At 63.0% G+C, this 26,581-nt stretch carries 26 protein-coding genes; 19 read left to right on the forward strand and 7 right to left on the reverse strand.

Annotation, left to right across the window (positions count from 1 at the left end; translation table 11 throughout):
• Positions 1-27 precede the first annotated feature (27 nt).
• Genes AACZ65_RS03840 through AACZ65_RS03850 form a run of 3 tightly spaced genes read left to right on the forward strand, consistent with a single transcriptional unit; the run spans position 28 to position 973 of the window.
• Positions 28-426, forward strand: a complete 399-nt coding sequence (locus AACZ65_RS03840) for a flagellar protein FliS (RefSeq protein WP_037274128.1) — start codon at positions 28-30, stop codon at positions 424-426.
• Positions 423-752, forward strand: coding sequence for a hypothetical protein (locus AACZ65_RS03845; protein ID WP_339668194.1), 330 nt, complete (start codon positions 423-425; stop codon positions 750-752). Before AACZ65_RS03840 ends, AACZ65_RS03845 begins: the two co-directional genes overlap by 4 nt.
• Positions 752-973, forward strand: coding sequence for a hypothetical protein (locus AACZ65_RS03850; RefSeq protein WP_037273785.1), 222 nt, complete (start codon positions 752-754; stop codon positions 971-973). The genes AACZ65_RS03845 and AACZ65_RS03850 overlap by 1 nt, the downstream gene beginning before the upstream one ends.
• A gap of 20 nt (positions 974-993) precedes the next feature.
• Here the strand turns inward: AACZ65_RS03850 and AACZ65_RS03855 are convergent, their stop codons facing one another.
• Together AACZ65_RS03855 and AACZ65_RS03860 are read right to left on the reverse strand one after the other, a co-directional pair.
• The gene (locus AACZ65_RS03855; protein ID WP_170062569.1) at positions 994-1,140 is read right to left on the reverse strand and encodes a hypothetical protein; all 147 of its coding nucleotides are present in this window, start codon (positions 1,138-1,140) and stop codon (positions 994-996) included.
• A gap of 55 nt (positions 1,141-1,195) precedes the next feature.
• Positions 1,196-1,696, reverse strand: coding sequence for a hypothetical protein (locus tag AACZ65_RS03860; protein WP_339668198.1), 501 nt, complete (start codon positions 1,694-1,696; stop codon positions 1,196-1,198).
• Positions 1,697-1,815: 119 nt separating this feature from the next.
• On the opposite strand from AACZ65_RS03860, the gene AACZ65_RS03865 reads away from it, so the two are divergent.
• The 10 genes from AACZ65_RS03865 to AACZ65_RS03910 all read left to right on the forward strand — a co-directional run bounded on the left by AACZ65_RS03865 (position 1,816) and on the right by AACZ65_RS03910 (position 13,160).
• Positions 1,816-2,193: a hypothetical protein gene (locus tag AACZ65_RS03865; RefSeq protein ID WP_339668200.1), complete on the forward strand. Its 378-nt coding sequence runs from the start codon at positions 1,816-1,818 to the stop codon at positions 2,191-2,193.
• Positions 2,194-2,835 carry a sel1 repeat family protein gene (locus AACZ65_RS03870; protein WP_339668202.1) on the forward strand — a complete coding sequence of 214 codons (642 nt, stop codon included), beginning with the start codon at positions 2,194-2,196 and terminating at the stop codon, positions 2,833-2,835.
• Between the two features lie 120 nt (positions 2,836-2,955).
• Positions 2,956-3,744 (forward strand): flagellar basal-body rod protein FlgG, encoded by a 789-nt coding sequence (gene flgG, locus AACZ65_RS03875; RefSeq protein WP_037273792.1) that lies wholly within the window; start codon positions 2,956-2,958, stop codon positions 3,742-3,744.
• Between the two features lie 11 nt (positions 3,745-3,755).
• Complete coding sequence (locus tag AACZ65_RS03880) at positions 3,756-4,418, forward strand: flagellar basal body L-ring protein FlgH (RefSeq protein WP_245875178.1); 663 nt, start codon at positions 3,756-3,758, stop codon at positions 4,416-4,418.
• An 11-nt stretch (positions 4,419-4,429) separates the two neighbouring features.
• On the forward strand, positions 4,430-5,542 hold the full coding sequence (locus tag AACZ65_RS03885; protein WP_339668205.1) for a flagellar basal body P-ring protein FlgI: 1,113 nt from the start codon (positions 4,430-4,432) through the stop codon (positions 5,540-5,542).
• 13 nt (positions 5,543-5,555) lie between these two features.
• On the forward strand, positions 5,556-5,882 hold the full coding sequence (locus tag AACZ65_RS03890; RefSeq protein WP_052115349.1) for a rod-binding protein: 327 nt from the start codon (positions 5,556-5,558) through the stop codon (positions 5,880-5,882).
• 3 nt (positions 5,883-5,885) lie between these two features.
• A complete protein-coding gene (gene flgK / locus AACZ65_RS03895) occupies positions 5,886-9,893 on the forward strand; it encodes a flagellar hook-associated protein FlgK (RefSeq protein ID WP_339668210.1) in 4,008 nt (1,335 codons plus the stop codon).
• A gap of 8 nt (positions 9,894-9,901) precedes the next feature.
• Positions 9,902-11,140 carry a flagellar hook-associated protein FlgL gene (flgL, locus tag AACZ65_RS03900; RefSeq protein WP_339668212.1) on the forward strand — a complete coding sequence of 413 codons (1,239 nt, stop codon included), beginning with the start codon at positions 9,902-9,904 and terminating at the stop codon, positions 11,138-11,140.
• A gap of 50 nt (positions 11,141-11,190) precedes the next feature.
• Positions 11,191-11,967 (forward strand): transglycosylase SLT domain-containing protein, encoded by a 777-nt coding sequence (locus AACZ65_RS03905; protein ID WP_339668214.1) that lies wholly within the window; start codon positions 11,191-11,193, stop codon positions 11,965-11,967.
• Positions 11,968-12,089: 122 nt separating this feature from the next.
• The gene (locus AACZ65_RS03910; RefSeq protein ID WP_339668215.1) at positions 12,090-13,160 is read left to right on the forward strand and encodes a sigma-54 dependent transcriptional regulator; all 1,071 of its coding nucleotides are present in this window, start codon (positions 12,090-12,092) and stop codon (positions 13,158-13,160) included.
• On the opposite strand, the gene AACZ65_RS03915 is transcribed toward AACZ65_RS03910, so the two are convergent.
• The 3 genes from AACZ65_RS03915 to AACZ65_RS03925 form a co-directional block, all read right to left on the reverse strand.
• The gene (locus AACZ65_RS03915) at positions 13,146-15,785 is read right to left on the reverse strand and encodes an ATP-binding protein (protein WP_339668216.1); all 2,640 of its coding nucleotides are present in this window, start codon (positions 15,783-15,785) and stop codon (positions 13,146-13,148) included. The two genes, AACZ65_RS03910 and AACZ65_RS03915, sit on opposite strands and share 15 nt — an antisense overlap.
• Positions 15,786-15,788: 3 nt before the next feature.
• The gene (locus tag AACZ65_RS03920; RefSeq protein WP_339668218.1) at positions 15,789-16,283 is read right to left on the reverse strand and encodes an oxidoreductase; all 495 of its coding nucleotides are present in this window, start codon (positions 16,281-16,283) and stop codon (positions 15,789-15,791) included.
• Between the two features lie 229 nt (positions 16,284-16,512).
• Entirely contained in the window at positions 16,513-17,079 is a 567-nt protein-coding gene (locus tag AACZ65_RS03925) for a hypothetical protein (RefSeq protein WP_037273812.1), read from the reverse strand.
• A gap of 161 nt (positions 17,080-17,240) precedes the next feature.
• Between AACZ65_RS03925 and AACZ65_RS03930 the strand changes: the two genes are divergently transcribed.
• Both AACZ65_RS03930 and AACZ65_RS03935 read left to right on the forward strand, forming a co-directional pair.
• Positions 17,241-17,936, forward strand: a complete 696-nt coding sequence (locus AACZ65_RS03930; RefSeq protein WP_037273814.1) for a hypothetical protein — start codon at positions 17,241-17,243, stop codon at positions 17,934-17,936.
• Positions 17,937-17,948: 12 nt separating this feature from the next.
• Positions 17,949-18,647: a hypothetical protein gene (locus tag AACZ65_RS03935; RefSeq protein WP_339668221.1), complete on the forward strand. Its 699-nt coding sequence runs from the start codon at positions 17,949-17,951 to the stop codon at positions 18,645-18,647.
• A 15-nt stretch (positions 18,648-18,662) separates the two neighbouring features.
• Here AACZ65_RS03935 and rpoN read toward each other — a convergent pair whose 3' ends face one another.
• Together rpoN and AACZ65_RS03945 are read right to left on the reverse strand one after the other, a co-directional pair.
• Positions 18,663-19,985: an RNA polymerase factor sigma-54 gene (gene rpoN / locus AACZ65_RS03940; protein WP_037273820.1), complete on the reverse strand. Its 1,323-nt coding sequence runs from the start codon at positions 19,983-19,985 to the stop codon at positions 18,663-18,665.
• 184 nt (positions 19,986-20,169) lie between these two features.
• Positions 20,170-21,648 (reverse strand): flagellin, encoded by a 1,479-nt coding sequence (locus tag AACZ65_RS03945; protein WP_037273823.1) that lies wholly within the window; start codon positions 21,646-21,648, stop codon positions 20,170-20,172.
• A 249-nt stretch (positions 21,649-21,897) separates the two neighbouring features.
• Between AACZ65_RS03945 and AACZ65_RS03950 the strand changes: the two genes are divergently transcribed.
• The 4 genes from AACZ65_RS03950 to AACZ65_RS03965 are packed head-to-tail and all read left to right on the forward strand — an operon-like array spanning position 21,898 to position 26,577.
• A complete protein-coding gene (locus AACZ65_RS03950; protein WP_037273825.1) occupies positions 21,898-22,659 on the forward strand; it encodes a MotA/TolQ/ExbB proton channel family protein in 762 nt (253 codons plus the stop codon).
• Between the two features lie 17 nt (positions 22,660-22,676).
• Positions 22,677-23,828 carry a flagellar motor protein MotB gene (locus AACZ65_RS03955; protein ID WP_339668226.1) on the forward strand — a complete coding sequence of 384 codons (1,152 nt, stop codon included), beginning with the start codon at positions 22,677-22,679 and terminating at the stop codon, positions 23,826-23,828.
• 59 nt (positions 23,829-23,887) lie between these two features.
• Positions 23,888-25,513, forward strand: a complete 1,626-nt coding sequence (gene fliD / locus AACZ65_RS03960) for a flagellar filament capping protein FliD (protein WP_339668228.1) — start codon at positions 23,888-23,890, stop codon at positions 25,511-25,513.
• Between the two features lie 53 nt (positions 25,514-25,566).
• Positions 25,567-26,577, forward strand: coding sequence for a Hint domain-containing protein (locus AACZ65_RS03965; RefSeq protein ID WP_339668230.1), 1,011 nt, complete (start codon positions 25,567-25,569; stop codon positions 26,575-26,577).
• Positions 26,578-26,581: the final 4 nt, after the last annotated feature.

Below are 26,581 nucleotides of genomic sequence, written 5' to 3' on the forward strand. Positions count from 1 at the left end.
CTGGCAATCATGTCAAAGGAAGTTTCGATGAGTTTCGCCTTCGCCCGTTCCCGTTACCGTCAGGCCGAGACCCTCGTGCAGGAATCAGCCACCGATCCCTATGACATCGTTTTTGTCACGCTTCGGGAACTCAACCGCTCGCTCGGTGTCTTGGCGCGCACCCAACAAGAGGCGCGCCCGTTGCCGTCGGATCACGTCAACCGGGTTCTGACCGCGATCTATATCCTGCAATCGAGCCTCGATTTCGAGGCGGGCGGCGATTTGGCGGGGGATCTTTTCCAGCTTTATGAATTCGCGCGGTTCCACGTGCTCAAGGGGTTGCGCGGTGAAGAGGGCGCGCGCCTGGCAGAGGCTGCCGCCGCAATGGGCGATATTCTGGACGCTTGGCAGCAAATCGGGTCGCAGGTCAAGGCGCAGGCGGTATGACACGTGTGGTGCAACAGATGACCTATAGCCTTCTTGGCGATCAGATACGGAGCTTGACGAAGGCGCTCATCGAAGCCGCAGAGACGGGGGATCAGGCGGCGGTGTCGCGCGCTGATCATGCCCTGCGCTGCGCGGTTATTGCGCTGGTGGGTGGTGCGTCCTTGTCTGAGGATGGCGCACAGGACCGCATCACGATCCTCGCCGAGGCGCTCGATGCCGTGCGGCGCACCGCCGATATGCTTTCGGCCAAGGCGGCGCAGCGCGCGGGGCGGGGCCGGGCCAATCTTGTCTATCTGAACTGCGATCGCAAGGCTGGGCCGCGCTGATGGCGGGCAGGCAGGAACAGACCTGCGCCACCTGCCTGCGGCTGCGGATGTTTCTGACGATCGCGGGCGGGTTGATCGCAGGGATTTACCTGCAACCCGGATGGGCAACGGCGGTGGCGGGGCTGATGCCGGCACCGCTGATGATCGGTTGGGGAATTTGTGCCGTGGGCGGCTTGGGCTTTGGTCTGCGGTTTCGTGACCATATGCGGCAGCGTCGCTGATGGTACTAGGCTGCTTCACCTCAGCAGAGGCGGCGCAGCAAACGCACCAGACCCCAGACATGTTGACGCCGCGGTTCGCCATTTTCGTCGCAGAGCACGAGTTCAACGCCCATCTTGTGCGGATCGGTGCCGGGGGCGGGGATGAAGGTCTGGCGCATAGCGATCATGGGATTTCCTTTCACGGGCTTAGCATTTGTTTCGGGGCTGCAAGAAGCCTGCCAATCAGGGCGCATGGGCCCAGTCGAGTATCAGAACCTCTAGAATGGCAGGCTCCTCGCTCATGGCGATCAGCCGGGCGTTCATCGCCTCTTTCAGTGTCTCGGGCAGGCTGTTGCGTAGCGCCGCGAGGCGGGTGTCGGCGGGATAACTCTCGGCAGCGCGCAGCACGACCTCGGCCAATTCTGCCTGTGCCTCGAGTTGGCGGTCGGACAGCCGGGCCATGAGTTCGAGACTACCCGCCTCGCGCAGGGCAATGCCCAAACCGATGCTGAGCGTGCCGCCGCCGTCGGGCAGCGTCACCGTCACCGGCAGGCTGAGCGGCAGATAGCGGCGCGGCTCGGGCCCGGCGGGGGCCTCTGACGTGGGCGCAGGCGAGGCCGATAGCTGCGGCACAGCGGGGACCTGACGCAGGATCCAGAGGCTTGCGGCCCCAAGCGCTATTGGCCCGAGACTTGCTGTCAGGGCAAAGATGATGAGCGGTTGGCGGGATGAAATCCGGGTCATGCAGGGCAAAATGCAAGGACCGCGCCAAGCGGCGCTAAACTGACACGGTTTTTTGCCGTTGTACGTGTGTGGAACCGTGTCGCCTGCGCGACGCAGAGAAACCAGAAGGAGTGGGCAGAGTGGCGGGCGCCTTGTCGAAATTCAGGATGTTGCGCCGGGCTGCAGGACAGGCCGCGCCGGGTCAGACCCCCGACGCCTTTCCTCTGGTGCGGCGGAGCACCAATCTGCACGATATCTCGCTGGTCGAGCGGCATTTGCCGGAAATCCTTGGGCGGGCCTTGGCGCGGAGCTGGATCGACCGCGCTTTCAGCACCGCACTCTTGGCCGATCCCAAGGCGCTCTTGGCGCAGCATGATATTCATTTGCCCGAGGCGGTCAGTATTGATGTCGAGATGACGCCGACGCAGCGGCATCGCCTAGTGGTTTATGAGCAGCGCCCCGATGGTGAGCGGCGGCGCATGATGTATCTGCAACTGGTGATGATGGCGGGCAAATAGATGCGGCGGTTTCTGCTGGCTTCTGCGGTCTGGGTTTGCGGTGCGGCGGCGATGGCCGGGTCCACGCCGGATTTCGGCCGGGCCGTGGCCCTGGCACAAGATGGGCAGGCCGGGGCGGCTGTGGCGATCTTTGCCGATCTGGCGCAGGCCGGGCACCGCGCGGCGCAGGTCAATCTGGCGGTGATGCTGGCGCGCGGACAGGGCGTGCCGCAGGACGATCAGGCGGCGACCTATTGGGCCTGGCGCGCACGTCTGGCGGGCGAGACGCGGGCAATCGCGGTGAGTGATCTGCTATTGGAGCGTCTGACAGAAGCCGCGCGGGCGCGACTGGCGGATCGGTTGCGGGCAGATCTGAGCGCGCGGGCCGAGGATGGCATGCCGGGACAGTTTGCGGCGATTGGCCGGGTGGAGGCGCAGTTGCGCCTGCCCGCCAAGATGGACGAAGCCGCGCTGTGGTTCACTCTTGGGGCCGCGTTCGAGGAGCCTGGCGCTTTCGCGCTGCGCGAGGTGTCGATGGCCGAGTTGGAGCCCAAGGCGCGGCTGGCGGTACAGGAGCGCGCGGCGGCAGAGTTTGCCAAGTGGTGCGCAGCGATGCCCCAAAACGCCCGCCCCGAGACCTGCGCGCGCGACTTGAGGCGGTGAGCCCTCTCCTTTTTCGGGCATGGGGCTAAAATTGCCGGGGCATTGGTCGTAAGACCCGATCGGGCTGGCACGCGGTTTGCACACTGAGATCGAACAGAGACCTCAGGAAAGGCAGCGCCGATGTCCTCGAACGTGATGCATGTGGCCAAAACCGGGCTGAATGCGCAGCAAGCCCGTATTCAGGTGATTTCCAACAACCTGGCCAACGTCAACACCACCGGATTCAAGCGCGACCGCGCCAACTTCGAAACGCTGCTCTATCAGACGCTGCGGCCTGCGGGCGCGCAGACGTCCGAGGCGACCGAGCAGACTGCCCCCACCACGCTGGGCACGGGTGTGCGGCTGGTCAGCACCGAAAAGATGTATACCCAAGGTAGCCTGACCACGACCGACAACGCGCTTGATCTGGCGATTGACGGCAAGGGGTTCTTTCAGGTGCTGATGCCCGACGGGCGGATCGGTTACACCCGCAACGGCACGTTTTCGCAGAATGCCGATGGTGTCCTGACCACGTCGAGCGGCTATGTCGTGCAGCCCGAAATCCAGATCCCCCCCGAGGCCACCAGCATCAGCATTTCCCGCGATGGAATTATCAGCGTGACCTTGCCCGATGCGGTCGAGGCCGAAGAGGTGGGGCAGTTGACCCTTGCGCAATTCGCCAACCCACGTGGGCTAGAGCCGGTGGGCGAAACCTTTGTGGTCGAGAGCACCGCCAGCGGCGCGCCGGTCGTGGGCAATCCTGTCGAGGACGGCATGGGGGCCTTGCTTCAGGGCACGCTGGAAACCTCGAATGTAAATGTGGTGCAGGAGCTGGTCGACATGATCGAAGCGCAGCGCGCCTATGAAATCAACTCGCGCTCCATCTCGGCCTCGGACGAGATGATGAGCTATCTCGCCAATAACCTCTGAAGGGGACCTTGATGCGCCGTCTTACTTGCACCGCTGTCACGATTGTTGCGCTGGCCGGGTGTTCCACCCAGATCGAAGAGGCGGAGTCGGAGCTTTATGCACCGGTTTACCCGGTCGAAGAGGTGCAGCAATCGCGCCTGATGCCGACAGGCTCGATCTATGCCGGATACTCCAACGGTCTCTTCGTCGCCGACCGGCGCGCGCGGTCCGTGGGTGACATTCTCACGGTCGAATTCTCCGAGCGGTTTGCCGCCAGCAAGTCGCAGGCGGCGGGTTCTAGCAAGACCGACAGCTTCGAGCTGGACCTGCCGGACGTTCTGTCTTTCGGCTTTGACGATGGGCGGCTGACCAGTGGCACCACCCGCAGTTATGCCGGACGGGGCAATGCCACGCAGTCCAATTCTCTGACGGGCCGTGTGTCGGTTTCCGTTGTGCGGGTGCTGCCCGGCGGCAATTTGGAAATCGTTGGGCAAAAGCAACTCACGCTCAATAATGGTCAGGAATACATCCGCCTGCGCGGCGTGGTGCGGCCCACGGATATTTCCGCCGACAACGTCGTGCGGTCTGACCGGATCGCTCATGCCGAGATCAAATATGTGGGTGCCGGTGACGTGGCTGATACCGCCAAGCAAGGCTGGCTGCGCCGCGCCTTTGAAACCGTGTCGCCGCTATGATGGGCGCGGGTATGTTGCGCTTTTTGCTGTTGCTTGTCTGCCTTGTGCCAGGGGCGGCGCTGGCCGACCGGCTCAAGGATCTGGCCGATGTGGCCGGGGTGCGGTCAAACCCTTTGGTGGGTTATGGCCTTGTCGTGGGCCTCAATGGTTCGGGCGATGGCAATTCGGGGCTGACGCGGCAATCCATGCAATCCATCATCTCGCGTCTCGGGCTCGAGGTGGGGACCAATGATCTGGATGCCAAGAACGCGGCGGCGGTGATGGTGACGGCGGAATTGCCGCCCTTTCTCAAGCCCGGTCAGGTTTTGGATGTCACGGTTTCGACTGCTGGCAAGGCCAAGTCGTTGCAGGGTGGCACCCTTCTGATGACGCCGCTGATGGGGGCGGATGGCGAGGTCTATGCCATTGCCCAAGGCAATCTGGTGGTCGGTGGTCTGGGGGTTCAGGGCGGTGACGGCTCATCTGTGGTGGTCAATGTGCCCACCGTGGGCCGCGTACCGCGTGGTGCAACGGTCGAGCGGATGGTCGAGACATCCTTTCTCGAAACTGAATATTTTGTGCTGAATCTCAACCGCCCGGATTTTTCGACCGCGAGCAATGTGGCCGATGCGATCAATGCGCAGTTTGGCCAGGGCGTGGCCGTTGCCTTTGACGGCAGTTCGGTGCGGGTGCGTGCGCCCGCCGATCCGGCAGCACGCGTGCCGTTCATGGGGCTCTTGCAGGATATCGATGTCGATCCCGCTGCGCCGCCGGCGCAGGTCATCATCAATGCGCGTACCGGCACGGTGGTCATTGGTGGCATGGTGCGGGTGACGCCCGCTGCCGTCTCGCATGGCTCGCTCACGGTGCGGGTGAACGAGGATTTCAATGTCGATCAGGCCGCAACGGTCGTCAATGGCCAGGATGGCGGCGTGGTGGTGCCGGGCAATGCCGTGGTGACACCGGATACGCAGATTGACGTGCAGCAGGAAAACAACCCCGCCTTCGTCTTTGATCCGGGTGTGTCGTTGGCCTCGCTGGTCGATGCGATCAATGCCGTAGGGGCGAGTGCCGCCGATCTGGTGGCCATTCTCGAGGCGCTGCACCGGGCGGGTGCGCTGCGCGCCGAATTGATCGTGATCTGAGGAGCGCATCGCCATGACCTTGCCGCCGCTTGCCACAGCGTTTGACGCGCGTCAGGCTTCTAGCCTGTCCGACGACAAGATTGCCACCAAGGCCACGCGCGACGCGGACCGGCTGCGCGGCGCGGCGGAGGGGTTCGAGGCACTTTTTCTCAACCAGATCCTACAATCGGGGCGCGCCGCGTCGTTTGGAGACTCGTTGACGGAAAGTTCTGCGACCCAGACAGCCCAATCCTTGCTCGACAGTACGCTGACCGAGGTGGGGGCCGGGCGCGCGGGTCTGGGCCTGTCCGAGGCAATCTATCGCCAGTTTTCTGCCCATCTGGGCGGGGTACAGGAGTAAACCATGGTCGACCTCATGGACATCGGGCGCGGCGGGGTTCTGGCCTATCGTACGGCTCTTGGTGTGACTGGCGAGAATATCGCCAATGTCGACACGGCCGGCTATCGCCGCCGCGATGCGGTGATGCAGGAAGTGGGCGTGGGCGGTGGCGTGGACGTGGTGGACATCCGCCGCGCCTTTGACGGGCTGGTGGCCGCGCGCAGCCGCGATGCCCAGAGCACGTTGGGAGCGGCAGAGACCCATCTGAGCCATGTGCAGGCGCTGGAAGATCGGCTTTTGCCGGGTGAGGGTGGCTTGCCCGATCTGCTGGACGGATTTTTCGATGCGCTCGACGGGTTGTCACAGGTGCCTGAGGATCAAGGGCTGCGGCAAGCGGTTTTGAGTGCAAGTACAGCGCTGGCCGGGGGGGTGGCCGATTTGGCCGAAGGGATCGACGTGCTGACGCGCAACGTGCGCGAAGAGACCGCTCAGACCGTGGAGCGGGCCAACACCGTATTGAGCGGTTTGGCCGAGGTTCAGGAACAATTGGCGCAAGTGACCGATGAGCGCGCGCGCAATCCTCTGTTGGATCAGCGCGACCGGCTCTTGGTCAATTTGGCGGAACTTGTGTCGATAAATGTCGACTTGGATGACGCAGGCCGCGCGACGGTGCGGCTTGGGGCCGATGGCAGCGGGCCGATGGTTCTGGAGCGCGGCCGCGCCGGGCGGATCGAGCAGGGCACGGCGGGGCGCTACATTGTCACGTCCGCCGATACCAAGGCGGTCGAGGTGCAGACCAGCCTGCGCGGCGGGATGCTGGGTGGGCTGGCGGATGCGGCAGGAGCCATGGCGCAGGCGGCCTCTGATCTTGACCTCTGGGCCAGCCGGATGGCCGAGGAAATCAACGCGGTGCATTCCCAAGGCCTGACGCCCACGGGCGGGCGCGGCGGCGCGCTCTTTTCCGTGTCAGGATGGGAGGCTGCGCCGGGCGCGCTGATGCGTGGCACGGGCGCAGCCAGTGTGACAATCACGGATGCGGGTATCATGCCCGAAGGGCCGCTGACCTTGGTGCAGGATGCGCCTACTGGTTTGTGGCAGGCGCGCGATACGGCCGGGCAGATTCTGGCGACAGGCGAACAGACCCTCAGCCTGCCGGGATTGCGGATCGAAATGAGCGGCGTGCCGCAGGATGGCGATCGGATCACGCTGACGCGGCAGGATGCCTCAGCGCGGCATATGACCATGGTGCTGGACGACCCGCAGGGGATTGCCGCCGCAGGCACGTTGACGGTCAGCGCCGTACCGGGCAATCGCGGTACGGCCACGTTGAGCGCCACGTCGCTGAGCACACAGGTCGCTGGGCCGCGTGATCTGTCGGGGATTTTAAGCGCTGAGCCAGTCGAATTCCTGAGTGCGGGCGTGGTCGGGGTGATCCCGGCGGGCCATGCTGAGGCCGCTTTGTCAGTGCAGCCGCGCCTTGCGGCGATGGAGCTTGGGCCGTTTGCAGGGGCGACGCCACAGGTGTTGAGCCTGACCACGCCTGAAGGTGTGGCGCAATTCGCGCTGCCTGCGGGTCTGACGAGCGACGCGCTGGCGGCGGCGCTCAACACCGGTGCTGTGCAAACCATCGAGGGCGAGAGCCTGAGCGCCTTTGGGCTCATGGCTGAGGGCGCGGGCGACACGCTGAGTCTTTTGGCGCGCGATGGGGCGTTGCCCCTCTCGGCCAGCCTTGCGACTGATCTGGGCAGCCTGGCGGGCGTGGTGGTCGCGGATGCGGCGCCAGCGGCGGCGCTGTCGGTCTTTACCCGCGACGGGCGGCAACTCTCTGGTCCCCCTCTGGGCACGAGCGCGGCTGCGGCGCTGCTGACGCCGGAAAACGGATTCTTCCCCGATGCGTCCTATAATGCCGATTACCTCGACGGGGCCGCACCCTATGGCGGGCTGAGCCTGACGCGGCAATCGGTCAGTGGCGATCACGTGGCACTCTTGGGGCAGGCGGGCGGGATTGCCACCTGGACTGGCACCGCCCCGGCCCCGGCCAATCCGAGCGTAGAGATCGGCTATGAGGGGGCCACACAATCCAGCACGCTGCGCGTGCCCGAAGGGGCCAATGCGGCCTGGGCGGCGCAGGAACTGACAACCGCTTTGCCGGTGCGCGCCGAGGCGGAAACCCGTCTGTCGCTGGATGTGCCCACAAGTGGCGTGCTGTCCTTTCAGCTTGCCGGGCAGAACCTGACACCCTTGGCGATCGAGGCCGATCTGGGCGCGGTCGGTGCAGCAGGGCTGCAAGCGGCCATCAATGCACAGTCGGGGGCGACCGGCATCCGTGCTGAACTTGCCCCCAATGGCGGGCGGCTGGTGCTGGTCGAGGCGAGTGGTGCGGATATATCGATAAGCCGCGTGACCCATTCCGGGACCGAGCCCGTGACGCTCACACGGCTGGCACCGGATGGCGCGGCGTTGGGCACGGCAAGCCTTGGGGCCGGTGGGCCAGATGCGGCGCGGATTTCCGGCACGGTGCGCCTGAGCGGCAGTGCCGGCTTTGGCGTGACCGAGAATGGTATCTTGCAGACGGCGGAGCCTGATGGATTTGCCAATGGTCTTATTGCGCGGCAGACCAGCGCGGCGGGGGCGCAAGTGACCCTGACCCCGGCCGAGCCGGGACCGGGGGATCAGAGCCTGCGGCGGATCAGCTTAACCGGGGCCGATGGCCGCGTGGTGACGGCCGAGGCCGATCCGGCGCTAGGCACGGGGGCGGCCATGGCGCGGGCGCTGGCCGCTGATCTGCGCGCGACGGCCCCTGCCAGCCGGATCACTGGCGCGGCGCTCACCGCGTTGCCGCCCGAGGGCGCGCAGATGCGCGTGAGCCTTGGGACGCAGGATTATGGCATCCGCATGAGTGGTGGTGTGCCGGTGGTGAGCGGCCCTGAAGAGGGTCGCGTAACCGCGCGGTTTGACGAAAACAACCGCCTTGTTCTCGAGACCGAGGGTGGCACGCTAGACGGTTCCGCGCTGCACCTGCCTGGCGATGCGGGCGAGTCGGCACGCTTTGGCATGGGGGTGGGCAATGCGCCGGTGACAACTGTCATTGGCCAGCCGTTCGATGCCGGGAGCCTGCCCTCGAGTTTCACCATCAAGCTCAACGGGCAAGAGCATTTTGTCAGCGTGTCTGCAGGGGCGGTCGTGCTGCCCGCGACCTTCCCCGGCACGGGCCATATCAACACCGCCTTTGGCCGGGTTGAAATCCAGTTCAGCGCCCTTGACGGCGAGATGCTGATTGACGCGCAGCCGGGGGCTGCGGCGGCGGGCTTCGAGACCTTGGGCCTGCGCGCCGAACTCACAGAGGGCGGCGCGCTGCGTCTGACGGCCACGGATGACCGGGTATTGGCGGTCGACAGCGTCGCAAGCGGCGGTGGCTCTGTGCTGCGCCTCAACGACATTCCCGACGAGGATCTGATCGTGGTCATGGGCGGCACGGGGGCCTTGCGGCTTGCCGGTGAGATCAGCGACGCCCCCGCCACTGAGCGCGCACGCGAACTGCGGGTTCTGGATGCCACCACCGGTCTTGTCGGCCTCTTTGACAGCGAGAGCGGCGCACATCTGGCGTCGCGCACGCTGGATGCGTCAGGCACCACGCGTTTCGGCGATATCGAGGTGACATTGGGGGGCGGGCGCGTGACAGGCGACCGATACCTCTTGTCGCCCAGCAGCGGCGGGGCCGGGGACGGACGCAGCATCGAGACGCTGGCCAACCTGCGGCAGCGCGATGGGCTGACCGGGCGGGGCGGCTATGCCACCGGCTTTGCCAGCCTGCAACAGCGGGCGGGTGCGCAGGTCACGGCCAGCGAAAGCCGGGTCGCCACCGCCGAGGCCGAGGCCGAGAGTGCGGCACGCGCCGAATCCGAATTGGGCGGTGTCGATCTCGATGCCGAGGCGGCGCAATTGATGCAACAGCAACAGGCTTATCAGGCCAATGCGCAGGTTCTTTCCGTGGCGCGGTCCCTCTTCGACACCCTGCTGCAAGCAATATGAGGCTCTGAATGAGTATCGGCACCAGTTTTTTTCACAACGTCACCACGCGCAATCTGTCGCAGGTGAATGAGCGGATTTCCGATCTTCAGGGGCAAATTTCCTCTGGTGTGAACGATCCGCGCCCCTCTGCCGATCCGGTGCGCGCGCTGCGCTTGTCGGCGGCGAAAGAGCAGCAAGAGGCGCTAGATCGCTATTCAAACAATCTTGAGCGGGCCGGCGCGCGGCTGGATCAGGCCGATACGGTTCTGTCTGAGGCGGGAAATGTCATGCGCCGGATTGGCGAATTAGCGCTGCGCGCGGCCTCTGACACGGCGACGGCGACAGAGCGCGACAGTATCAGCACCGAGGTCCGCGCGCTGCGTGACAGTCTTTTGGGCCTTGCCAATGCCCGTGACGAGAGCGGTCGCGCGCTGTTCGGCGGTTATGGCACGCAATCCGATCCGTTTCTTGATGGCCCAGGGGGCGTGGTCTATCAGGGCGATGGCGGGCAATCGCGGTTGCAAGTGTCGGAATCCCTGAGCTTGCCCACAGGCCTAAGCGGGGATGCGGTCTTTGCCATGGGGGCAGAAGGCGGTGATGTCTTTGCCGTGATCGACGATTTTCTGGGCAGCCTGTCCACGGCCAGCAGTGCGCCGCGCGCCAGTGCCACGGGGGCTGGGCAACTGAGCCTTGATCCGGCGTTGACCCGAGCACCCGCAGAGTGGACGATGACACTTGAAGGGCCATTGGGAACGGCGAAGGTGCCGTTTGTTGCCGCCGAAGGGGCCATGTCGGGCGCAGTCGAGGCGATTAATGCCCAGACCACGGCCACCGGCATCAGCGCAGCCTTTGACCCCGAAACTGGCGGTCTGATCCTGACGGCCGAGGGCCCTGTTACGGTTTCGAATGTCGCCCGTCAGCCAGATGCGGGCGGGGTGCTGATGGTGGCGCGCGATGCCGAAGGGAGCACACAGGCGCTGGTGCCACAAGGCCGCACGCGAGATGCGGTGATCGACCGGCTGCGCGGGGCGTCCGAGCATTTGATCGACCAACGCACACAGCTGGGGGCCTTGTCTGCGGATGCCGCGCGGCATTCGGACTTGATCGACAACCGCAAGCTCGCGATGAGCCAAGCGGTGTCGGGGCTGGAGGACCTGGACCTTGCCAATGCGCTGACCAAACTTCAGCAATCCATGCTGACGCGGGATGCCACCCAACAGGCCTATGTGAGGATCACGCAGCAGAGCCTTTTTGATTTTCTGCGCTGAGGTTTTCGGGCCTTGGGTCAAACTTGGCCCGAGGCTTGCAAAGAGGGGGCATGAAATATGTTATCCTTCTTTGTGTGACACTATTCTGGGTGCCGTCCCTCGCTCTCTCCAGCTCCGCGAATTGCGAGGCATTGGCAGCGCAGGCCGCCGAGCGTCATGGCCTGCCCAAAGGCCTCTTGCGCGCGATTGCACGCACGGAATCAGGGCGCGCACAGGGGAAGGCGGGCGCTCAGGCCTGGGCCTGGACCTCGAATGTGCGGGGCAAGGGCTATTACTATTCCGGCAAGCAAGAGGCGTTGACGCATTTGCGGCAATTGGTGGCGCGTGGTGTGCGCGGCTTCGACGTGGGCTGTATGCAGCTCAATTATCGGTGGCATGGCGACAATTTCGCCAATCTGGACGAGATGATCGACCCGGCCCGCAACACTGAGTATGCCGCCCGTTACCTGAGCGAGTTGCGCGCGGAAACAGGGAGCTGGGATGCCGCAACCCGCTATTACCATTCCCGTGATCCACGGCGCGGTGCGGCCTATCTGGGCCGGGTGCGTCAGGCTATGGCGCGGCTGGGGCCGGTCGGGACCTCCCCCGAGATGGCGCAGGAGACCGAGGTTGCACGGGCCGCGATGGGGATGACGGGGCCGATGATCCCGCCGCGCGAGGCCCCGCGTCTTGCCGAGCCGGCGCCGCGCGAGGATCGGCGCTTTGCCGGATCGGAGCCGCTTGTGAGCCAGGTGCAGCAGGTGCGCTATTGGGAGACTGCGGCCCTGCCAGAGGGCACGGTACCGCAGATGCCTGCACGCAAGGCCCCCGACAAGACACGCCGTTGAGTGGTTGCCAAGGGCCCGATGCTTATCTTTAGATAATCGGCGGACTCCTTTTGCACGCATAGGTAACGTCCGAGATGCTGCTATTGAGGATGTATATCCTTAAGCATACCGGATTGCAGCGCATGACGAGTTATTGGCCCACCTCTTCTATCACGGAACAGTTTCCCATCGACCTGCGTCTGGATGCAGTGCTGGTCGGAGATACGCCGGTGATGCGGCGGTTGAAACAGGCGATCAGCATCATCGCGCCGAGCGATGTGCCGGTCCTGATCAACGGACCAACCGGCGCGGGCAAGGAAGTGGTTGCCAATGCGATGCACCTCATGTCCGGGCGCACGGGGCCGATGATCCCGGTCAATTGCGGGGCCATTCCCGCCGACCTGCTGGAATCCGAGCTTTTTGGCCATGAAAAGGGCTCTTTCACCGGTGCCACGGCGCAGCGCATTGGACTGATCGAACAGGCCGAGGGCGGCACGCTCTTTCTTGACGAGATAGGCGAGACGCCATTGCATGTGCAGGTCAAGTTGCTGCGCGCGTTGGAAACCCAGACCATTCAACGGGTCGGGGGCGGCGCGCCGATCCCGGTCAATTTCCGTCTGCTGAGTGCTACGCATCGCGATTTGCAGCAGGAAGTGGCCCAAAAGCGGTTCCGCGAGGACCTGTTGTTCCGGATCGAGGTGTTCAGCCTCTGTGTGCCTGCCCTTTGCGAACATGCCGAGGATATTCCGCAGATCCTGCGGTCAATGGAGCAGGGCAGCCGGGGCGGCAGCACGCTGCAGCTAACCCCCTGTGCGCTGGCGTTGCTGATGGCGCAGGAGTGGCCGGGCAACGTGCGCGAATTGCGCAATTTCCATGATCGGGCGCAGATCCTGTTCCGCAATCGCACCATTGCCGAAGACGAGGCGCGGATCGCCTTGGCACCGCGCCTGAGCTTTGTTGGAGGTGCCCCTGCGGTCGCCGAGCCGGTGGTTGATGCGGTGCCGGAGGGCGTGACCGATCTCAAGGCTATGCTGGCCGGAAGCGGAACCCTCGACCTGCGCACCATGTTGCAACGGGTCGAGGTCAAGGTGATTCAATCCGCGCTGGAACTGAGCGAGGGGCGTGTCACTCGCGCCGCAGAGATGCTGCGGCTCAAGCGGACCACACTCATCAGCCGCATGCAGAAGTTGGGGCTGGAATCAGACGGCCTCTGAGGACGTGTCGTTGCTGTTTTGTGCAGACAGAAGCGGCGCAAAATCGTTGCGTGCCTCTTGTAATAGTGCCCGCGCGGCAGGGACAAGATCGCTCGTGCCGGGGTCTGTGCCCGCCCGTGCCAGGGTTTCCGCTTCTGATAAGGTTTCTGTCAGTTCCTCCAGCCCGATAAAGCCAGTCGATCCCACCGCCTTGTGGATGATCAACACCTTGTCGTCGAGCGAGAGCATCGGATCGGTCATGGCCGCAAAGGCGGCCTCGGCATCGCTGAGCGTGGTGCTGACCAGCCGCAATGCGGTGTCGTGGCCCACCATCTCGCCCAGATCATGCAGCATGGTCGCGGCATCGCGACTCTCGGTTAGAAGATCCTCGTCGTCGTTCTCGTCCTGATCCTCGAGCGTGATCTCTGCGGTCTCATCGCGCCGCGTGTCACGGATGGCACGGGCGAGGTGTTCTTGGCCCACGGGTTTGGTCAGGATATTGTCCATCGCCACCGCTTGTTCGTCTCCGGTATGCGCGCCAATAAGGGCGGTCACGCCGATGATCACCGCCCGTGCCGATGGCCCACCGGAGGCGCGGATCATCTTGGCCGCGGTCGGCCCGTCCATCACCGGCATCGAAAAATCCATCAAGATCACGTCAAAGGCTTCGGTCCCGGCCTTGTCCAGCGCTTCTTGACCGTTCGTGGCGGTCTCGGGCTTGTGGCCCATGCGCCGGACCATTTCGGTCATCAAGGTCAGGTTGATATCGTTGTCATCGACCACGAGGATGCGCTTGGAAACTACGGATGTTTCGCGTGAGAGAGCTGAAACCACAGGCGCAGTCTCTTTCTGATCGGCCTGCGACAGCCGCAGCGGGATCGTGAAGAAAAAGCGGCTGCCGACGCCCGGCGTGCTAAAGAGCCCCAATTCGCCGCCCTGCCGCTCGATGGCAAGCTTGGCGATGGGCAGGCCGAGGCCGGTGCCCATTGCGGAATTCACCTCGCTACGGCCGACAGTCTCGAAACTCTCGAAAATGCGCTTCTGATCTTCCAGGGCGATGCCGACGCCGGTATCCTCGACCTCGACGGTCAGATCAAGATTGTCGGGTGCGTGGCCGCCGAGGCTGAGTCGGATGGAAATGACGCCGTTCTTGGTGAATTTTGCAGCGTTGCCTGCAAGATTGTAGAGCGCCCGTGAAAAGGCGTTGGGCAGTCCTTCAAGCCGGTGACTGTCAAAATCGCCTTGGGTGATCAACTCGATCCGGTTCTTGGCTTTCTTGGCAAGGGGTTGCAATTCGTCCACGATGTCGGCGGCGATGCGCGCGGGGCTGAATGGCACGGGCGTTTCTGTGCTCTCGCCCAGCCGGGTTAGTTCCAGCACATCATCCACCTGGACCAATGCGCGGGCGCTGCAATCGCGCGCAGTTTTGAGCAAGGCGCGATTTTCGGGATACATGTCGGATTCGTTAATCAACGACAACGAGGCCATCAACCCATGCAGCGGCGTGCGCATCTCATGACTCATGGTCGCCAGAAACATGCTTTTGGCGCGGGCGGCCTGTTCGGCCTGAACAAGCGCCGCGCGCAGGTTGGTTTCGGCCTCGACCTGCACCGAGATGTCGCGGATGAAAAGAATGACAATGGGATTGCCGGAAATGTCGTGATCCTCGACCATCGCGAAATCTACCGGGATCTCGCGCCCAACGGCGCTGCGGCAAGCGGCGACAAACGGGGCCTTTTCCCGGGGTGCCAGACCCTCGACCGCATCGCGCGGCACGGAGGGATCGAAGATCAAAATATCCTCGGCGCGCATGGTCTGCAGGTCATCGGCGGTATAGCCCAGCAGGCGTTGCGCGCGGGCGTTGCTGTAGAGGATACGCGACTGCGGATCAGTCACGATCACTGCGTTCATGGTCGAATTGAACGCGGTCGAGAGCATGGCCGCGATTCGCCCTGTTTCGGCTGTCCGGCGCTCCAACTCGCGCCACAGGCGCACTGCCAGAACCGCGCCGATGGCCATCAGACAAAAGAGCAACAGCGACTGAATGAAAAAGCGCACGAAGAGGCGCTGTTCTTCAGCGCGCGCGCGTGAGGTTTCGACGGTGATTTCCTGAAGCCCGGCCACGGTGATATCGCGGACCATCGGATAGGTCGCTTCGACGGCGCTGCGAAAAGCCTCGAGTGCCGCCGGGTCATCGCCTTTGATGGCGTCGATCCGATTGGCCAGCCGTTCTCGCGCGACCTTGAGCCGCTCAACCCTATTCAGCAGCTCCTCGGATACCTCCATGCGTTGCAGGGTCGAGCTAAAGATGTCCACGCGGCTGTAAAAAATATCAAACTCGCGCTTGACCATGGCCAGCGTGTCCGCTGTGAGCGGTGCCGTGATGTCGGGTCGTGTTACAAGAACCGCTGTGTCGAGTGTCTGCATCAACCCGAGATGGTCCACCTCGAGTTGTGCCACGACCCAGCCGCCATTGTCGGTGTTGGCCGATCGGATGTCTTCGAGGCGCTGCTGAAAGGCCATCGCGCTGACTAGCAGCGCGATGCTTGCCACAAGCATAAGGAACAGCAGAATTTGCGCCGAAAGGCGCTTGGTCGTATTAAAGACCTTGTCCGGACCAGCGCCTTTGGAGGGGGGGGGAAGCACGGGTCATTCCGCGAGAATGTCGATCTTGTTCAACTGCCAGACACTGAGGGTGAAATACTCTTCGCTCTGATAGCGGGTGTCCGAGTCATACGGAAACACCATCCAGAGCGGTCCCTTTTCGCGCACCGAAAAAGCCGCATCGTCAATCCGGATGGCGAGGATCGGCACGTTCTCTTCCATGCGCGCCTCTGGGAAGGTCACATTGTAGTCGTTGATGGCATAGACCCGCATGGAACCCGGCGTGCTGCCCGCGGCCTCGAGCACGGTTTTCAGAGAGGGGCCAGAAAAGGTCTTGGGCGTCGTGTCGGTCCAGATGGTCGTTGTCTCAAAGCTCTGTTGCGGCAGGGCGAGAAGATCCGCCTCGGTGAATGTCGTGGTCGCACCGCTGCGCAAATCGTTTACGGTCAGGATGACCTCATCGGCGAAAGCTGGGCTTGCGATGGTCTGGGCAAGGGAGAGGCCAAGAGCAGCGAGGGTCAGAAAAAATCTACGATTCATTGTATGTCTCATTTGGATACAGGAACAGGGCTGGGTCGCCTTCTGCGTTCTAACAGAGTTTTCGGATTAGGGGACGCTATCTAAAGGTATCGATATATCTAAAGATACTAACGCCTGACAAAAGTGTAGCGAAATCAACGCACACACTGTTCAGGGGAGGGCTCACATGAACGTGAGTTTTATTCCTGTATTTACTTCCGTGCCTAAGACTTGAGCGGTCGACGTAACGTCACATGATCGGCATGACGCGCACACCCTGGGCGATACGGCGCGCCCAGTTGGTGATATGCGGTTCGAATCGCTGGCGGGCATCGGGCAGGGCGGCGATCAGGACCATGATCGCGCGTTCGCGCCCGTCCTGCGGTGCCTTGAGGCCAAGCCGCGCATGCTGCCATGTGCCATCACTGAAACACACTTCGCCATCGCGGTCTTGCAACAGCCGGGCCGACCATTTGACGCCGAGCGTATCAAAGGCCATGTCATAGGGCGGTTGCTGCGAAGTCTGTGTCCGCACCGCATGGGTCATCAGAAAATCAAAGAGGACATCGGGATCAAGCAAAAGAATATCTGACCCCACCTCAATCCAGCCATCGGCGATGCGGCGGTCAAGTGCGCACCATTCCTGCTGGCCCTGCGCCCGAAACGCAAGGCGCTCGCCCTCACCGGTGGCCTCGGCGATTTCATAGCTGCGCGCGCCCAGCGAAAGCAACGCAAAGGGGGCACTGGCGCTACAGACATGCCCATGGCTCGCGCAGCGGGGGCGGCCCTCTGCGTGGGCGATAACGGTGTCGGTCATGAATGTCTGGCTGTGCATATGCGGTCTCTATCCTGGGTCCGGGTCTGCGTTTGTCAACGACAGAGCCGGCTGGAATGTTAGCTGTCCACTTGGCATGAACCCTGCAGGCTAGGGCCAAGGCCGGACCTTCCGGCAATCCGCAAAACCCAAAGGATTCCCGTATGAGCACCCCCCCGACCGAGCTGGAAAACAGTATTCAACTTGCGCTCGAGGCAGCAACCGCCGCCAATGACAGCGCCGAGGACGTGGCGCGCGTATCGACAGAGACATTGGCCGCCGCCGCACGGCTTGATAAATTCGCCAAGGGCATGAAACCGCTTTTGCTTGGTGTCGTCGCTGCAGCGGTTCTTTGTGTGGCATTGGCCGGGTTGGTTTACCTGCGCACCCTGTCGGATATGCGCACCGCAACAGCCACGCAGATCGAGGCGCTGACTGTATTTTCCAAATCCGTGGGCGATTTGCAGGCGCAGTTAGAGGCGTTGGGCGATATGTCCGAACGGGTCGCGGCGCTCGAAACGGCGCAAGCTGCCGGGATCGAGCGGCTAGAAGCGGCGATGACTGCCGAGACCGCGCGGCTGGCCGAGGCCATGTCCGGCGCCGAGGACCCCGCCGCACCGCAAATGCTGCGCGGTTTGGTGGACCGGGTCGAGGCCAGCCATGCCGAGACGCGCGATGCCTTTGCCAAGGGGCTGTCGGACTTGCAACTCGCGATGACAAAGATGTTGGCAGAGCGGGCCGAGGTGCTTGCCAAGGCCGCACCACAAACTGCTGCGTCCGCACCCAAGCCGGTTGCCAAGGCACCGGCGCGAAAGAAGCCGCAGGCCCGCGCCGAGCCCAATCCTTTTGGTTTCCCCTAGGAGGGTGGGCGCATGAGCCCCGCTGATCCATCGACGCGCGCCACCGCGCTCGCGCTGACCTCGGTCAATCCACAGGGCAAATCGCTGGGCCTGCGGTCTGGCGACATCCTGCTCCGTGTGGACGGGCAGTTGGTTGACGGCAAGACCAAGGATATCCAGGCCCTGTTCAAGGATCAGCCTGAGCGTGCGCGCCTGATTTGGATCTGCCGTGACGGGCAGGTGTGGCCGATACTGGGGCGCAGCGCCATTCTTGGGCGGTGGCGCGTAACGCCAAAGCCTGAGGGCATCGCCGCTCTGCCCGAGCATCGCCCAGCGGACCGCTGGCAGAATTTTGAGGTTATGATCGGCCCGGATGAGAGCTATGATGCACAACCGCGGACGCCATCGACAATAGCGCTTTTACCGCCGCTTTTCATGATCCAGATGCGGCTTTGGACGCCGCTGATCCTATGGGCGGCGTTGATGCTGGTCTCAATACCGTTAGGGTGGATTGCGGGTGCCGCGCTTCAGGTGCTTATCTGCGTTTATTTCTGGCGCGCTGCGCCGATGCTGGTGCGCGCGGATCGTACGGCGCGCGGCTTTCGCCTTTGGCGGGTGGTTGCCGCGAAGTCAGAGAGGGACTTGCACCGACAGATGACCACGCTGGCACCGGATATGCGGTTCGTTCACGCGCCGATGCGGTCGCTGCCCGAGCGGGTCGTGGCGCGCTAACGCCTCGACCGCGCTTTACATGCCGTTCAGTTTGCCCTGACGCTTGCGCTGAAAGGACGAGGGGATATGCAGCATGTCGCGGTATTTCGCGACCGTGCGGCGGGCCAGGACAGGGCCATCGGCGCTGATCATTTGGGCGATGGCATCATCGCTGAGAGGATTGGCGGGATCTTCCCCGGCGACCATCTTTTGAATGCGGTAACGGACGGCTGCGGCAGAGGCCCCGCCTTCGCCATCCGCATCCCCGGCAAGCGCGGTGCTAAAGAACCGCTTGAGGCCCATGGTGCCTTGCGGTGTAACCATCAGGATGCCGGTGGTCACGCGGCTTACAGTGCTTTCGTGCACGCCGATTGCCTGCGCCACATCGGCCAGCGTCATGGGCGCGATCTTGGCTGGGCCATGCTCGAGAAATGCCGCCTGACGGCGCGCGATTTCGGCACCCACGGCAAGGGCGGTCTGATTGCGATGCTCGACCGCGCGGCGCAGCCAACGGGCGACGCCAAGTCGCTCACCGACATACTCTCGGGCGCGCTTGTCCTGTGTTGCTACGGCGGCGCTCTCCTCGTCTACCAGCACGGCAGGCAGGGTCGAGCGGTTGAGTTCCACCTTCCAACCCGTTGCCCCACGGCTGACGATCAGATCGGGCTCACGTTCGGACAGATTGGCGATGTGGAAATCGGCGCCGGGCTTGGGATTGAGGCTGCGCAGTTGTTTCAGCGTGGCGCGCAGATCGTCCATGCTACAGGCGCAAACGCGGGCCAACCCGGTAAGATCGGCCGCCGCAAGACGCGGCAGATTGTTGAGAACCGCGCGGAAAAGAGGCGTCATCAACCCCTGATCCTCGGCTTGAAGGGCCAAACACTCCGCGAGGGTGCGTGCAAAGAGACCCGCAGGCTCGACGGCTTGCACCGCATGCAGCATGTGCTCTGCCTCGGTCATGTCGAGACCGCAGGCAAAGGCGATTTCTTCCAGAGGTTCGCCCAACCAGCCGTTTTCATCGAGCGCTTCGAGGAAGCGGTCGGCGATGAGACGGTCCTGAGGGGAATGAAACATCAGATCGAACTGAGCCGCGACATGGGCATAGAGCGAGAGCGGGTGATCGGCGATCCGGCCTGTGGCGTCGTCGGCATCCGTTCCCCTCCCGCCGACATGCGGCAGGCTGGGCAGGGCACGGTCAGAGCGGGCCACTTCGATAAACGGGTTCTCTTCGGCTTCCTGCTCAATATAGCGTTGCAGGTCGGTGTTGGACAGTTGCAACAAGGCAATCGCCTGTTGCATGTGGCCGGTCATCACAAGGCCCTGTGTTTGGGCAGCGCGCTGAGAAATTTGCAGGTTCATCGTTTTTTCTCCAATCTCGTGCTTAAATACCTAGCTGGCCTGCCGTTAGACTGAAGACTCGGAATTCGACGTTAAGGGCCTTGTCGATCCGGTAACAAGAAAATCCACTAAGTCGCTTTGATTAAATTGAAAAAACCCCAACGATACCGCTGGGGTTCTTTCGATACTGTCGAGATTTCGACGTTTACCGGAGCAGCGAGAGCATCCCCTGAGCCGACTGGTTGGCCTGAGCGAGCATTGCAGTGCTGGCCTGAGACAGAATCTGCGAGCGTGCCATCTCGGATGATTCCTTGGCAAAGTCGGCATCCATAACTCCCGAACGGGCGGCCTGAACGTTGACCGTGATGTTGGTCAGGTTCGAGATCGTGCTGTCGAGACGGTTGGACACGGCACCGAGGTCGGAACGTGCCTGGCTGACCTTTTGCAGGGCGACGTCGATCACCTTGAGCGCGTCGGCGGCCCCTTCGAGGGTCGTCAGGTCGATTTCAGCAACCGAACTCAGTTCCGAGGTATTGGCTGCGGCCTCGAAGAACACGGTCCCAGCGGTGACGACATCGGTCCCGACAGAGAATTGCTTGGTCGAGCTCAGTTCCACCTGGCCGCTGACTGCGACGTCGTTGTCGGTGTCATCCAGCGTTGCGGTATGGGTGCCCGCGGTGGCGCCAGAGGCCGTGCCGTCCGCATTCTGCGCCGTCACATCCATTGTCGAGGCGCCGGTGCCGGTTGTGAAATCCGTGATCAGGATGTCGGCGCCGGTGGCATCGGTCAGTTTGATGCTGGAATTGTCATCGCCCATGGTCGCGGTCACGCCGGTCCGGCCAGACTGGTTGTTGATCGCGGTGGCAATGCCGCGCAGATCGGATGTGTCAGAGATAGCCACCGTGCCGATGTTTACGCCGTTGACGTCAAAGGTGACGGTGTCAGCGGCCGAGAAGCCCGACAGCTCGAGGTTGGTTGTGGCCGAAGCGGTCACGCCGGTCGAGGCGCTGACGTCATTGATTGCGGAGGCCATTTCCTCGGCCGATTGGCCAGCGGTTGTGGTCAGCTCTGCGCTACCGGCAAAACCGGTGATGTTAATGGTCGTGGCGGCAGCAATGCCGGTGTCGGCGGTGCCTGCACCTGCGGCCAGCGACACGTTCGAGGTGACGGTATGCGCGCCAATGTCGGTGGCAGCGGCGCTGTCCACGCTGATGTTGAGCACCTGGCCCGAGTCAGCGCCGATTTGGAACTGCTTGCCGGCGAAAGACCCGTCAAGGATGTTCATACCGTTAAAGGTGGTGTCCTTGGCGACGCGGTTGATCTCGGTCACGAGCTGCTTGGCTTCGGCCCCGAGGTTCGAACGGTCAGAGGCGGTGTTGGTGTCGTTCGACGACTGGACGGCCAGTTCGCGCAGACGCTGGAGCATGTTGGAAACCTCGACATGCGCGCCTTCGGTCGTATCCAACAGGTTCTTGCCGTCGGTGGCGTTGCGGACGGCCTGGTTGAGGCCGGTGATCTGCGAGGTCATCTTTTCCGCGATGGCCATGCCGGCGGCGTCGTCCTTGGCGGCGTTGATGCGCAGACCCGAGGACAGGCGGCTCATGGCCGCGTTCATGTCGTCGTTGACGCGTGTCATGTTGGCCTGTGCCGTGATCGCGCTCATATTGGTATTGATCGTGGTCATTTTCAGTCTCCTGGGTTGACTTTCTACGGTGGGCAGCGCTTGGGTTGGATACGCTGTCCAGCGCTTGACAAGAGCAACGGCGGCGGCAGAAAATGTTTAGTGAGATTTCTCAAAATCGTTGCAAGTACCTGTAAACAAAAGCATTAATACTTTTGCGTTCAGCCCTTGTCGGCTTGGTATGGTTCTTGCCCCTTCTCTCTCGAGACTTGGCAGAGTGCCAGTTGCCACGCTTTTCAGGGAGTCCCGTCAATGGATATTGCTTCGCTCATCGGCTTGATCGGTGCAGTGGGAATGGTGATCGGATCGATGCTGGCAGCGGGCGGTCTGGGGCCGTTCATTGACGTGGCTTCGATCCTGATCGTGTTCGGCGGGACGTTCTTTGCCGTCATGTACAAATGCACCATGCCGGTTTTCCTGCGTAGTTTTGGGGCCATGGGCAAGGCGTTCATGCCCAAGGCCCCAAGTCCTGAAGGCCTGATCACCAAGATGGTCGAGTTGTCGGACATCGCCCGTAAAAGCGGGTTGATGGCGCTGGAGAATCAGGAAGTGCCGGACAAGTTCTTTTCCAAGGGATTGCAGATGCTGGTGGACGGCGCGGACGAATCCAAGCTGGTCAAGCAACTCTCTGATGAGATCAAGGCTATGAAAGTACGCCACGGCGAGGTTCACGAGGCGTTGCGTGGCTGGATCGACATCGCCCCCGCTATGGGCATGATCGGCACGCTGATCGGTCTGGTGCAGATGCTGGGCAACATGGCCGACCCCAAGGCAATCGGCCCCGCGATGGCGGTGGCGCTGTTGACCACGCTTTATGGGGCCTTTGTCGCGAACGTAATTTTTGGCCCGGTCCTGTCCAAGCTAGAGGGGTATACTGCCAGCGAGGCCGCGTATCGGGATATGGTTCTGGCGGGGTTGCGCAATATCGCCAAGGGTGAATCCGGGCGCAACGTGCAAGAGCAGATGGTCGCTGTCCTGCCGCCCAAGCTGCAGACCAAGCTGCTCGCAGCCTAAGCAAGGTGCTCTGACTCATGGCGCGCAAACCCATTCCCCTGCCTGTGCCCATTGAGGCCCCCGAGGACGAGTGCCCGAAATGCCCACCCAAGGGCGCACCGGCGTGGATGGCGACCTTTGCCGATATCGCCACGCTGTTGATGGCGTTTTTCGTGCTGATCCTGTCCTTTGCCGAATTCAACCAACCCAAGTTCAAGATGGTGGCGGGATCGCTCAGCATGGCCTTTGGTGTGCAACGGCAGGTGCCGGTGATGGAGCAACCCAAGGGCACCACTATTCTTGATCTTTCCTTTAGCCCCTCACCCGAGATGTCCGTCACCGAGCAGATGACACAGGACACGACCGAGACCGAGCAGCCCGAAATTCAGCGCCCCGTGACCGAGGAGGATGGCAAAGGTGCCGCCGAAGGCGAGGGGGCCGATGCGCCCGGCCAATCCGAAGCGCGCGAATTGGCTCAGGCCCTGCAGGAGGCGTTGCAAACTGGGCAGCTTAAGGTCGAAACCCGAGATGGCGAGGTGGTGATGAGCTTTGATGCGCCCGATGCCCAGCGCCTGCCGGCACAGTTGACCGAGGCGGCTGATGCCCTGCAGCAGGCCGCAGAAGCGACCGGGCAATCCACGTCCGACGTGATGATGCAGGGGCTCGCTGATAATATTCAGGAGATGGCCGAGGTTATGCAGGCCAAGGCCGAGGCTGAAACGCAGGCCGGACAATCCGCGCGCAACGCGGCGATCGCCGACGCTCAATTGCGCGTCGCCTTGCAACAGGAAATCGGCGAAGGGTTGGTATCGGTCGAGCAGCGCGAGGACAAAGTTGTGATCACCGTGGGCGAAGGTGGGGCGTTTCCCTCGGGCGGGGCGGACCTGACCGGCGAGGCGCGGGACGTGATGGCGCGACTGGCCTTTGCCGCGATGGGCGAGGCCAGCGAAATTGTCGTGACCGGGCATACGGACTCGGTGCCGCTGGGTGCGGCATCGCCCTATCGTGACAATTGGGGCCTTGCCGCTGCGCGGGCCTCTTCGGTGGTGCGTGAGTTGTCCGGGTCAGGGTTGATCGAGCCTGAGCGCCTGACCGCGACCAGCCGGGGCGAGTCCATGCCGGTCGCCGAGAATGACACCGCATCGGGGCGGGCACAGAACCGCCGGATCGAGATCGAGATCACCTATTGACGGGCGGGGGCTAACAGCCCTGTGCCGCGTGCCGTTGTCAGGGGCAAAGAGGGCTTATCATGGAAAACGAGATTCTGGTCGCGCTCAATCGCGGCGGCACAGGGATCAATATCGCGGAACTGGCCGACTCACTGACACAGGCCGAGATCACGCCCCGGCGGGCGTTGATCGCTGAGCGGATTGACCGGGCCGAATTGCGCCTGTCGGGTTATGATCGATTGCGTGGACAAGCCGAGCAGATGGGCGATGCGCTCGAACTGATGCGCGGCCTCTCCTCGCGTAGCTTGAGCAGCGATAACAGCGCCGTTTCCGTGACGGTCAGTGATCCTGGCGCGGTCGATCTGACAACGGCGCGCATTGGTGTCTCCGAGTTGGCGCAGGCACAAGTGCTGAGCTTCGTCGGCTTTGCCGAAGCGGATGCCGAGATTGGCGCGGGTGCGCTGACGGTGGACTTTGGCGCTTGGTCCGAAGATGTTCCGCCGGTGTTCAGCGCCGGGGCGCGCACGGCGCAGACCATCACCTTTCAACCCGGTAGCAGCCTTGCCGACATGGCCGAGGCACTCAGCAGCATCGAGGGGCTGTCGGCGCGTGTGATCGACTTGGGCGATGGCACCTATTCGCTGGGTGTCATATCAGAGACCGGATCGCAGAATGCGCTGCGACTCAGCGTGGCGGCTGATGCCGATCCGCGCATGGCGCAGTTCGACATCAGTGCTGATCCCGGCACCGTGCAGGTGCAGGGCGCGCAGGACGCCAAACTCAGCCTGAACGGCATTGCCGTCACCCGGTCCAGCAACCAGATCGACGATCTCTTGCCCGGCGTGACCGTCAACATCACAGCGCAGACCCTGACCGATGCCACCCTCTCCGGCCGGGCCAATGTCGAGGGCGCGCTGGAGGTCATGCAGAGCTTCGTGGACATCATCAATGCCACGCAGACCCTTGTGAAAAGTCTGACATCGCGCGGTTTCGGCGAAGGTGGCGTGGCAGGTGACCTGGCAGGTGACAGTCTGGCCGATGGTGTGTTGCGTGGCATGCAATCCGTGCTCTCGCGCGGGTTTGGCGTGCAGGGCGTGCATCTGTCGGACATCGGAATTCGCACCGAACGCGACGGGAGCCTCGCCCTTGACGCGGATCGCTTTTCCGCAGCCCTGAGCGCCAATCCTGGGCTGCTCGATCCGCTGATCCGTGACGATCTGGTGGGCAAGGATGTGCAGATCGCTGGAACTCCGGGCACCGCTGCCACGGCGGGGCACTTTGCGCTGACGCGCGATGCCGCGACAGGTGAGGCCACGCTCGGCGGTGTTGGATTGATCGGTTCGGCGCAGGAGAATGGCGATTGGACCTACCGCGTGCCCTCGGGGCCGATGCGTGGTCTGACGCTGACCGTCGCGGCCGAAACTGAGCAGGCAGAGATCAATTTTCAACCCAGCATGGTCAGCAGCCTGCAATCCTTTTTGTCAGGTGTCTTGGCCGACGGCAATGCGCTGGCGCAGCGTGAGGATGCACTGGGGGCCTCGATCGCCACCGAGACCACCGCGCTCGAGGCGCTGGACGGGCGATCCGAAGAGGTGCGCACGCGCTATCTGAGCCAGTTCACACAGATGGAAATGATCGTGACGCAGCTCAATTCGACCGGCGATTACCTGACCAACCTCGTGGATGGGTGGAATGCGGATCGGTGATCCGCAAAACTGCGCACCGGGATGCGGGACGGCACCACAGAAAGGCAAGCGGCATGGCTGAGTGGCATGTGGTCTATCAGGTCTATGGCGGCGCGTCTTTTGCGACGTGCCCTACCTACGTGCGTGAGGCGGTTCTGCGCGATGATCTCGGAGAGTTGCGCGAAGGTACGCTATCGGTGGATGGCTTCCTGCTCGAGGTGGGAACGCGTGTGACGCTGCGCGACGCACCATGCATCGTGCTCGGATCCGGGCATATCCAGCCGGGCATGCCCCTGCTCGATGTCATCGAGCCTGAGGGCGAGGCCCATGATCTGCTCCTGTTGCGGCAGGAAGATACCGGCGAAACCTATTTTGTTTACCCCCAAGGAGCGCCCTATGCGCCGAACATGGTGGCGCTGATCGTCGATCTGGCCCCCATTGGCTATCGCTGCGATGCAGGCGGCCCACTGGGTCTGGCTGCGGGCACCGAAATCCTGACCCCGACGGGCGCGCGAAAGGTGCAGACACTGGACGTGGGCGATCGGGTGCTGGATGCCTCTGGCGCAGAGCGGGTGGTGATCTGGGCGGGCGTGAGTGAGGTCGATCTTGATCCGCTCACCTCCAATTCCGTGGCCCCCGTCCGCTTTGAAGTGGGTGCGCTGGGTGCGGGGCATCCCATGCGCCCGCTCAAGTTGTCGCCGTTGCATCATCTGCCCTTGCCGGTCCCGGAGCCGGATACCGATGGGGCGCTTTGTCTTGGTCCGGCATTGGGTTTTGTGGGTATGCCGGGGGTGCGCGTTGCGCATCTGGCTGGGCGGATTGCCTACCATCACCTGTTGCTGGATCGGCACGCGCTGATCCTCGCCAATGGCACGGCAATCGAGAGCCTCTATCCCTGTCCAGAGATCATCGCGCGGTTATCCCCGGAGCGACGAGCCGAGATTTATGCCGCCTTGGCTGCGGCTGGTTATGCCGGACAGACCTATCCGCCGCTGGCCGAAACCTTGGGCGTCTGGCAAACCCGGCGGGCGCTTGCGCTCTGGCCCGAGGCCGCGCCCGAGACAGAAATCGCCATGGCAAGCTGACGCG

The sequence above is a fragment of the uncultured Roseovarius sp. genome, assembly GCF_963972555.1.
Taxonomy (GTDB): Bacteria; Pseudomonadota; Alphaproteobacteria; order Rhodobacterales; family Rhodobacteraceae; genus Roseovarius; species Roseovarius mucosus.

What these genes read in the sequence shown, in the direction of transcription:
- AACZ65_RS03840 (WP_037274128.1), top strand. Translation starts at nt 28, where the DNA reads ATGAGTTTCGCCTTCGCCCGTTCCCGTTACCGTCAGGCCGAGACCCTC.
- AACZ65_RS03845 (WP_339668194.1), top strand. Translation starts at nt 423, where the DNA reads ATGACACGTGTGGTGCAACAGATGACCTATAGCCTTCTTGGCGATCAG.
- AACZ65_RS03850 (WP_037273785.1), top strand. Translation starts at nt 752, where the DNA reads ATGGCGGGCAGGCAGGAACAGACCTGCGCCACCTGCCTGCGGCTGCGG.
- AACZ65_RS03855 (WP_170062569.1), bottom strand. Translation starts at nt 1,140, where the DNA reads ATGATCGCTATGCGCCAGACCTTCATCCCCGCCCCCGGCACCGATCCG.
- AACZ65_RS03860 (WP_339668198.1), bottom strand. Translation starts at nt 1,696, where the DNA reads ATGACCCGGATTTCATCCCGCCAACCGCTCATCATCTTTGCCCTGACA.
- AACZ65_RS03870 (WP_339668202.1), top strand. Translation starts at nt 2,194, where the DNA reads ATGCGGCGGTTTCTGCTGGCTTCTGCGGTCTGGGTTTGCGGTGCGGCG.
- flgG (WP_037273792.1), top strand. Translation starts at nt 2,956, where the DNA reads ATGTCCTCGAACGTGATGCATGTGGCCAAAACCGGGCTGAATGCGCAG.
- AACZ65_RS03880 (WP_245875178.1), top strand. Translation starts at nt 3,756, where the DNA reads ATGCGCCGTCTTACTTGCACCGCTGTCACGATTGTTGCGCTGGCCGGG.
- AACZ65_RS03885 (WP_339668205.1), top strand. Translation starts at nt 4,430, where the DNA reads ATGTTGCGCTTTTTGCTGTTGCTTGTCTGCCTTGTGCCAGGGGCGGCG.
- AACZ65_RS03890 (WP_052115349.1), top strand. Translation starts at nt 5,556, where the DNA reads ATGACCTTGCCGCCGCTTGCCACAGCGTTTGACGCGCGTCAGGCTTCT.
- flgK (WP_339668210.1), top strand. Translation starts at nt 5,886, where the DNA reads ATGGTCGACCTCATGGACATCGGGCGCGGCGGGGTTCTGGCCTATCGT.
- flgL (WP_339668212.1), top strand. Translation starts at nt 9,902, where the DNA reads ATGAGTATCGGCACCAGTTTTTTTCACAACGTCACCACGCGCAATCTG.
- AACZ65_RS03905 (WP_339668214.1), top strand. Translation starts at nt 11,191, where the DNA reads ATGAAATATGTTATCCTTCTTTGTGTGACACTATTCTGGGTGCCGTCC.
- AACZ65_RS03910 (WP_339668215.1), top strand. Translation starts at nt 12,090, where the DNA reads ATGACGAGTTATTGGCCCACCTCTTCTATCACGGAACAGTTTCCCATC.
- AACZ65_RS03920 (WP_339668218.1), bottom strand. Translation starts at nt 16,283, where the DNA reads ATGAATCGTAGATTTTTTCTGACCCTCGCTGCTCTTGGCCTCTCCCTT.
- AACZ65_RS03925 (WP_037273812.1), bottom strand. Translation starts at nt 17,079, where the DNA reads ATGACCGACACCGTTATCGCCCACGCAGAGGGCCGCCCCCGCTGCGCG.
- AACZ65_RS03930 (WP_037273814.1), top strand. Translation starts at nt 17,241, where the DNA reads ATGAGCACCCCCCCGACCGAGCTGGAAAACAGTATTCAACTTGCGCTC.
- AACZ65_RS03935 (WP_339668221.1), top strand. Translation starts at nt 17,949, where the DNA reads ATGAGCCCCGCTGATCCATCGACGCGCGCCACCGCGCTCGCGCTGACC.
- rpoN (WP_037273820.1), bottom strand. Translation starts at nt 19,985, where the DNA reads ATGAACCTGCAAATTTCTCAGCGCGCTGCCCAAACACAGGGCCTTGTG.
- AACZ65_RS03945 (WP_037273823.1), bottom strand. Translation starts at nt 21,648, where the DNA reads ATGACCACGATCAATACCAATATGAGCGCGATCACGGCACAGGCCAAC.
- AACZ65_RS03950 (WP_037273825.1), top strand. Translation starts at nt 21,898, where the DNA reads ATGGATATTGCTTCGCTCATCGGCTTGATCGGTGCAGTGGGAATGGTG.
- AACZ65_RS03955 (WP_339668226.1), top strand. Translation starts at nt 22,677, where the DNA reads ATGGCGCGCAAACCCATTCCCCTGCCTGTGCCCATTGAGGCCCCCGAG.
- fliD (WP_339668228.1), top strand. Translation starts at nt 23,888, where the DNA reads ATGGAAAACGAGATTCTGGTCGCGCTCAATCGCGGCGGCACAGGGATC.
- AACZ65_RS03965 (WP_339668230.1), top strand. Translation starts at nt 25,567, where the DNA reads ATGGCTGAGTGGCATGTGGTCTATCAGGTCTATGGCGGCGCGTCTTTT.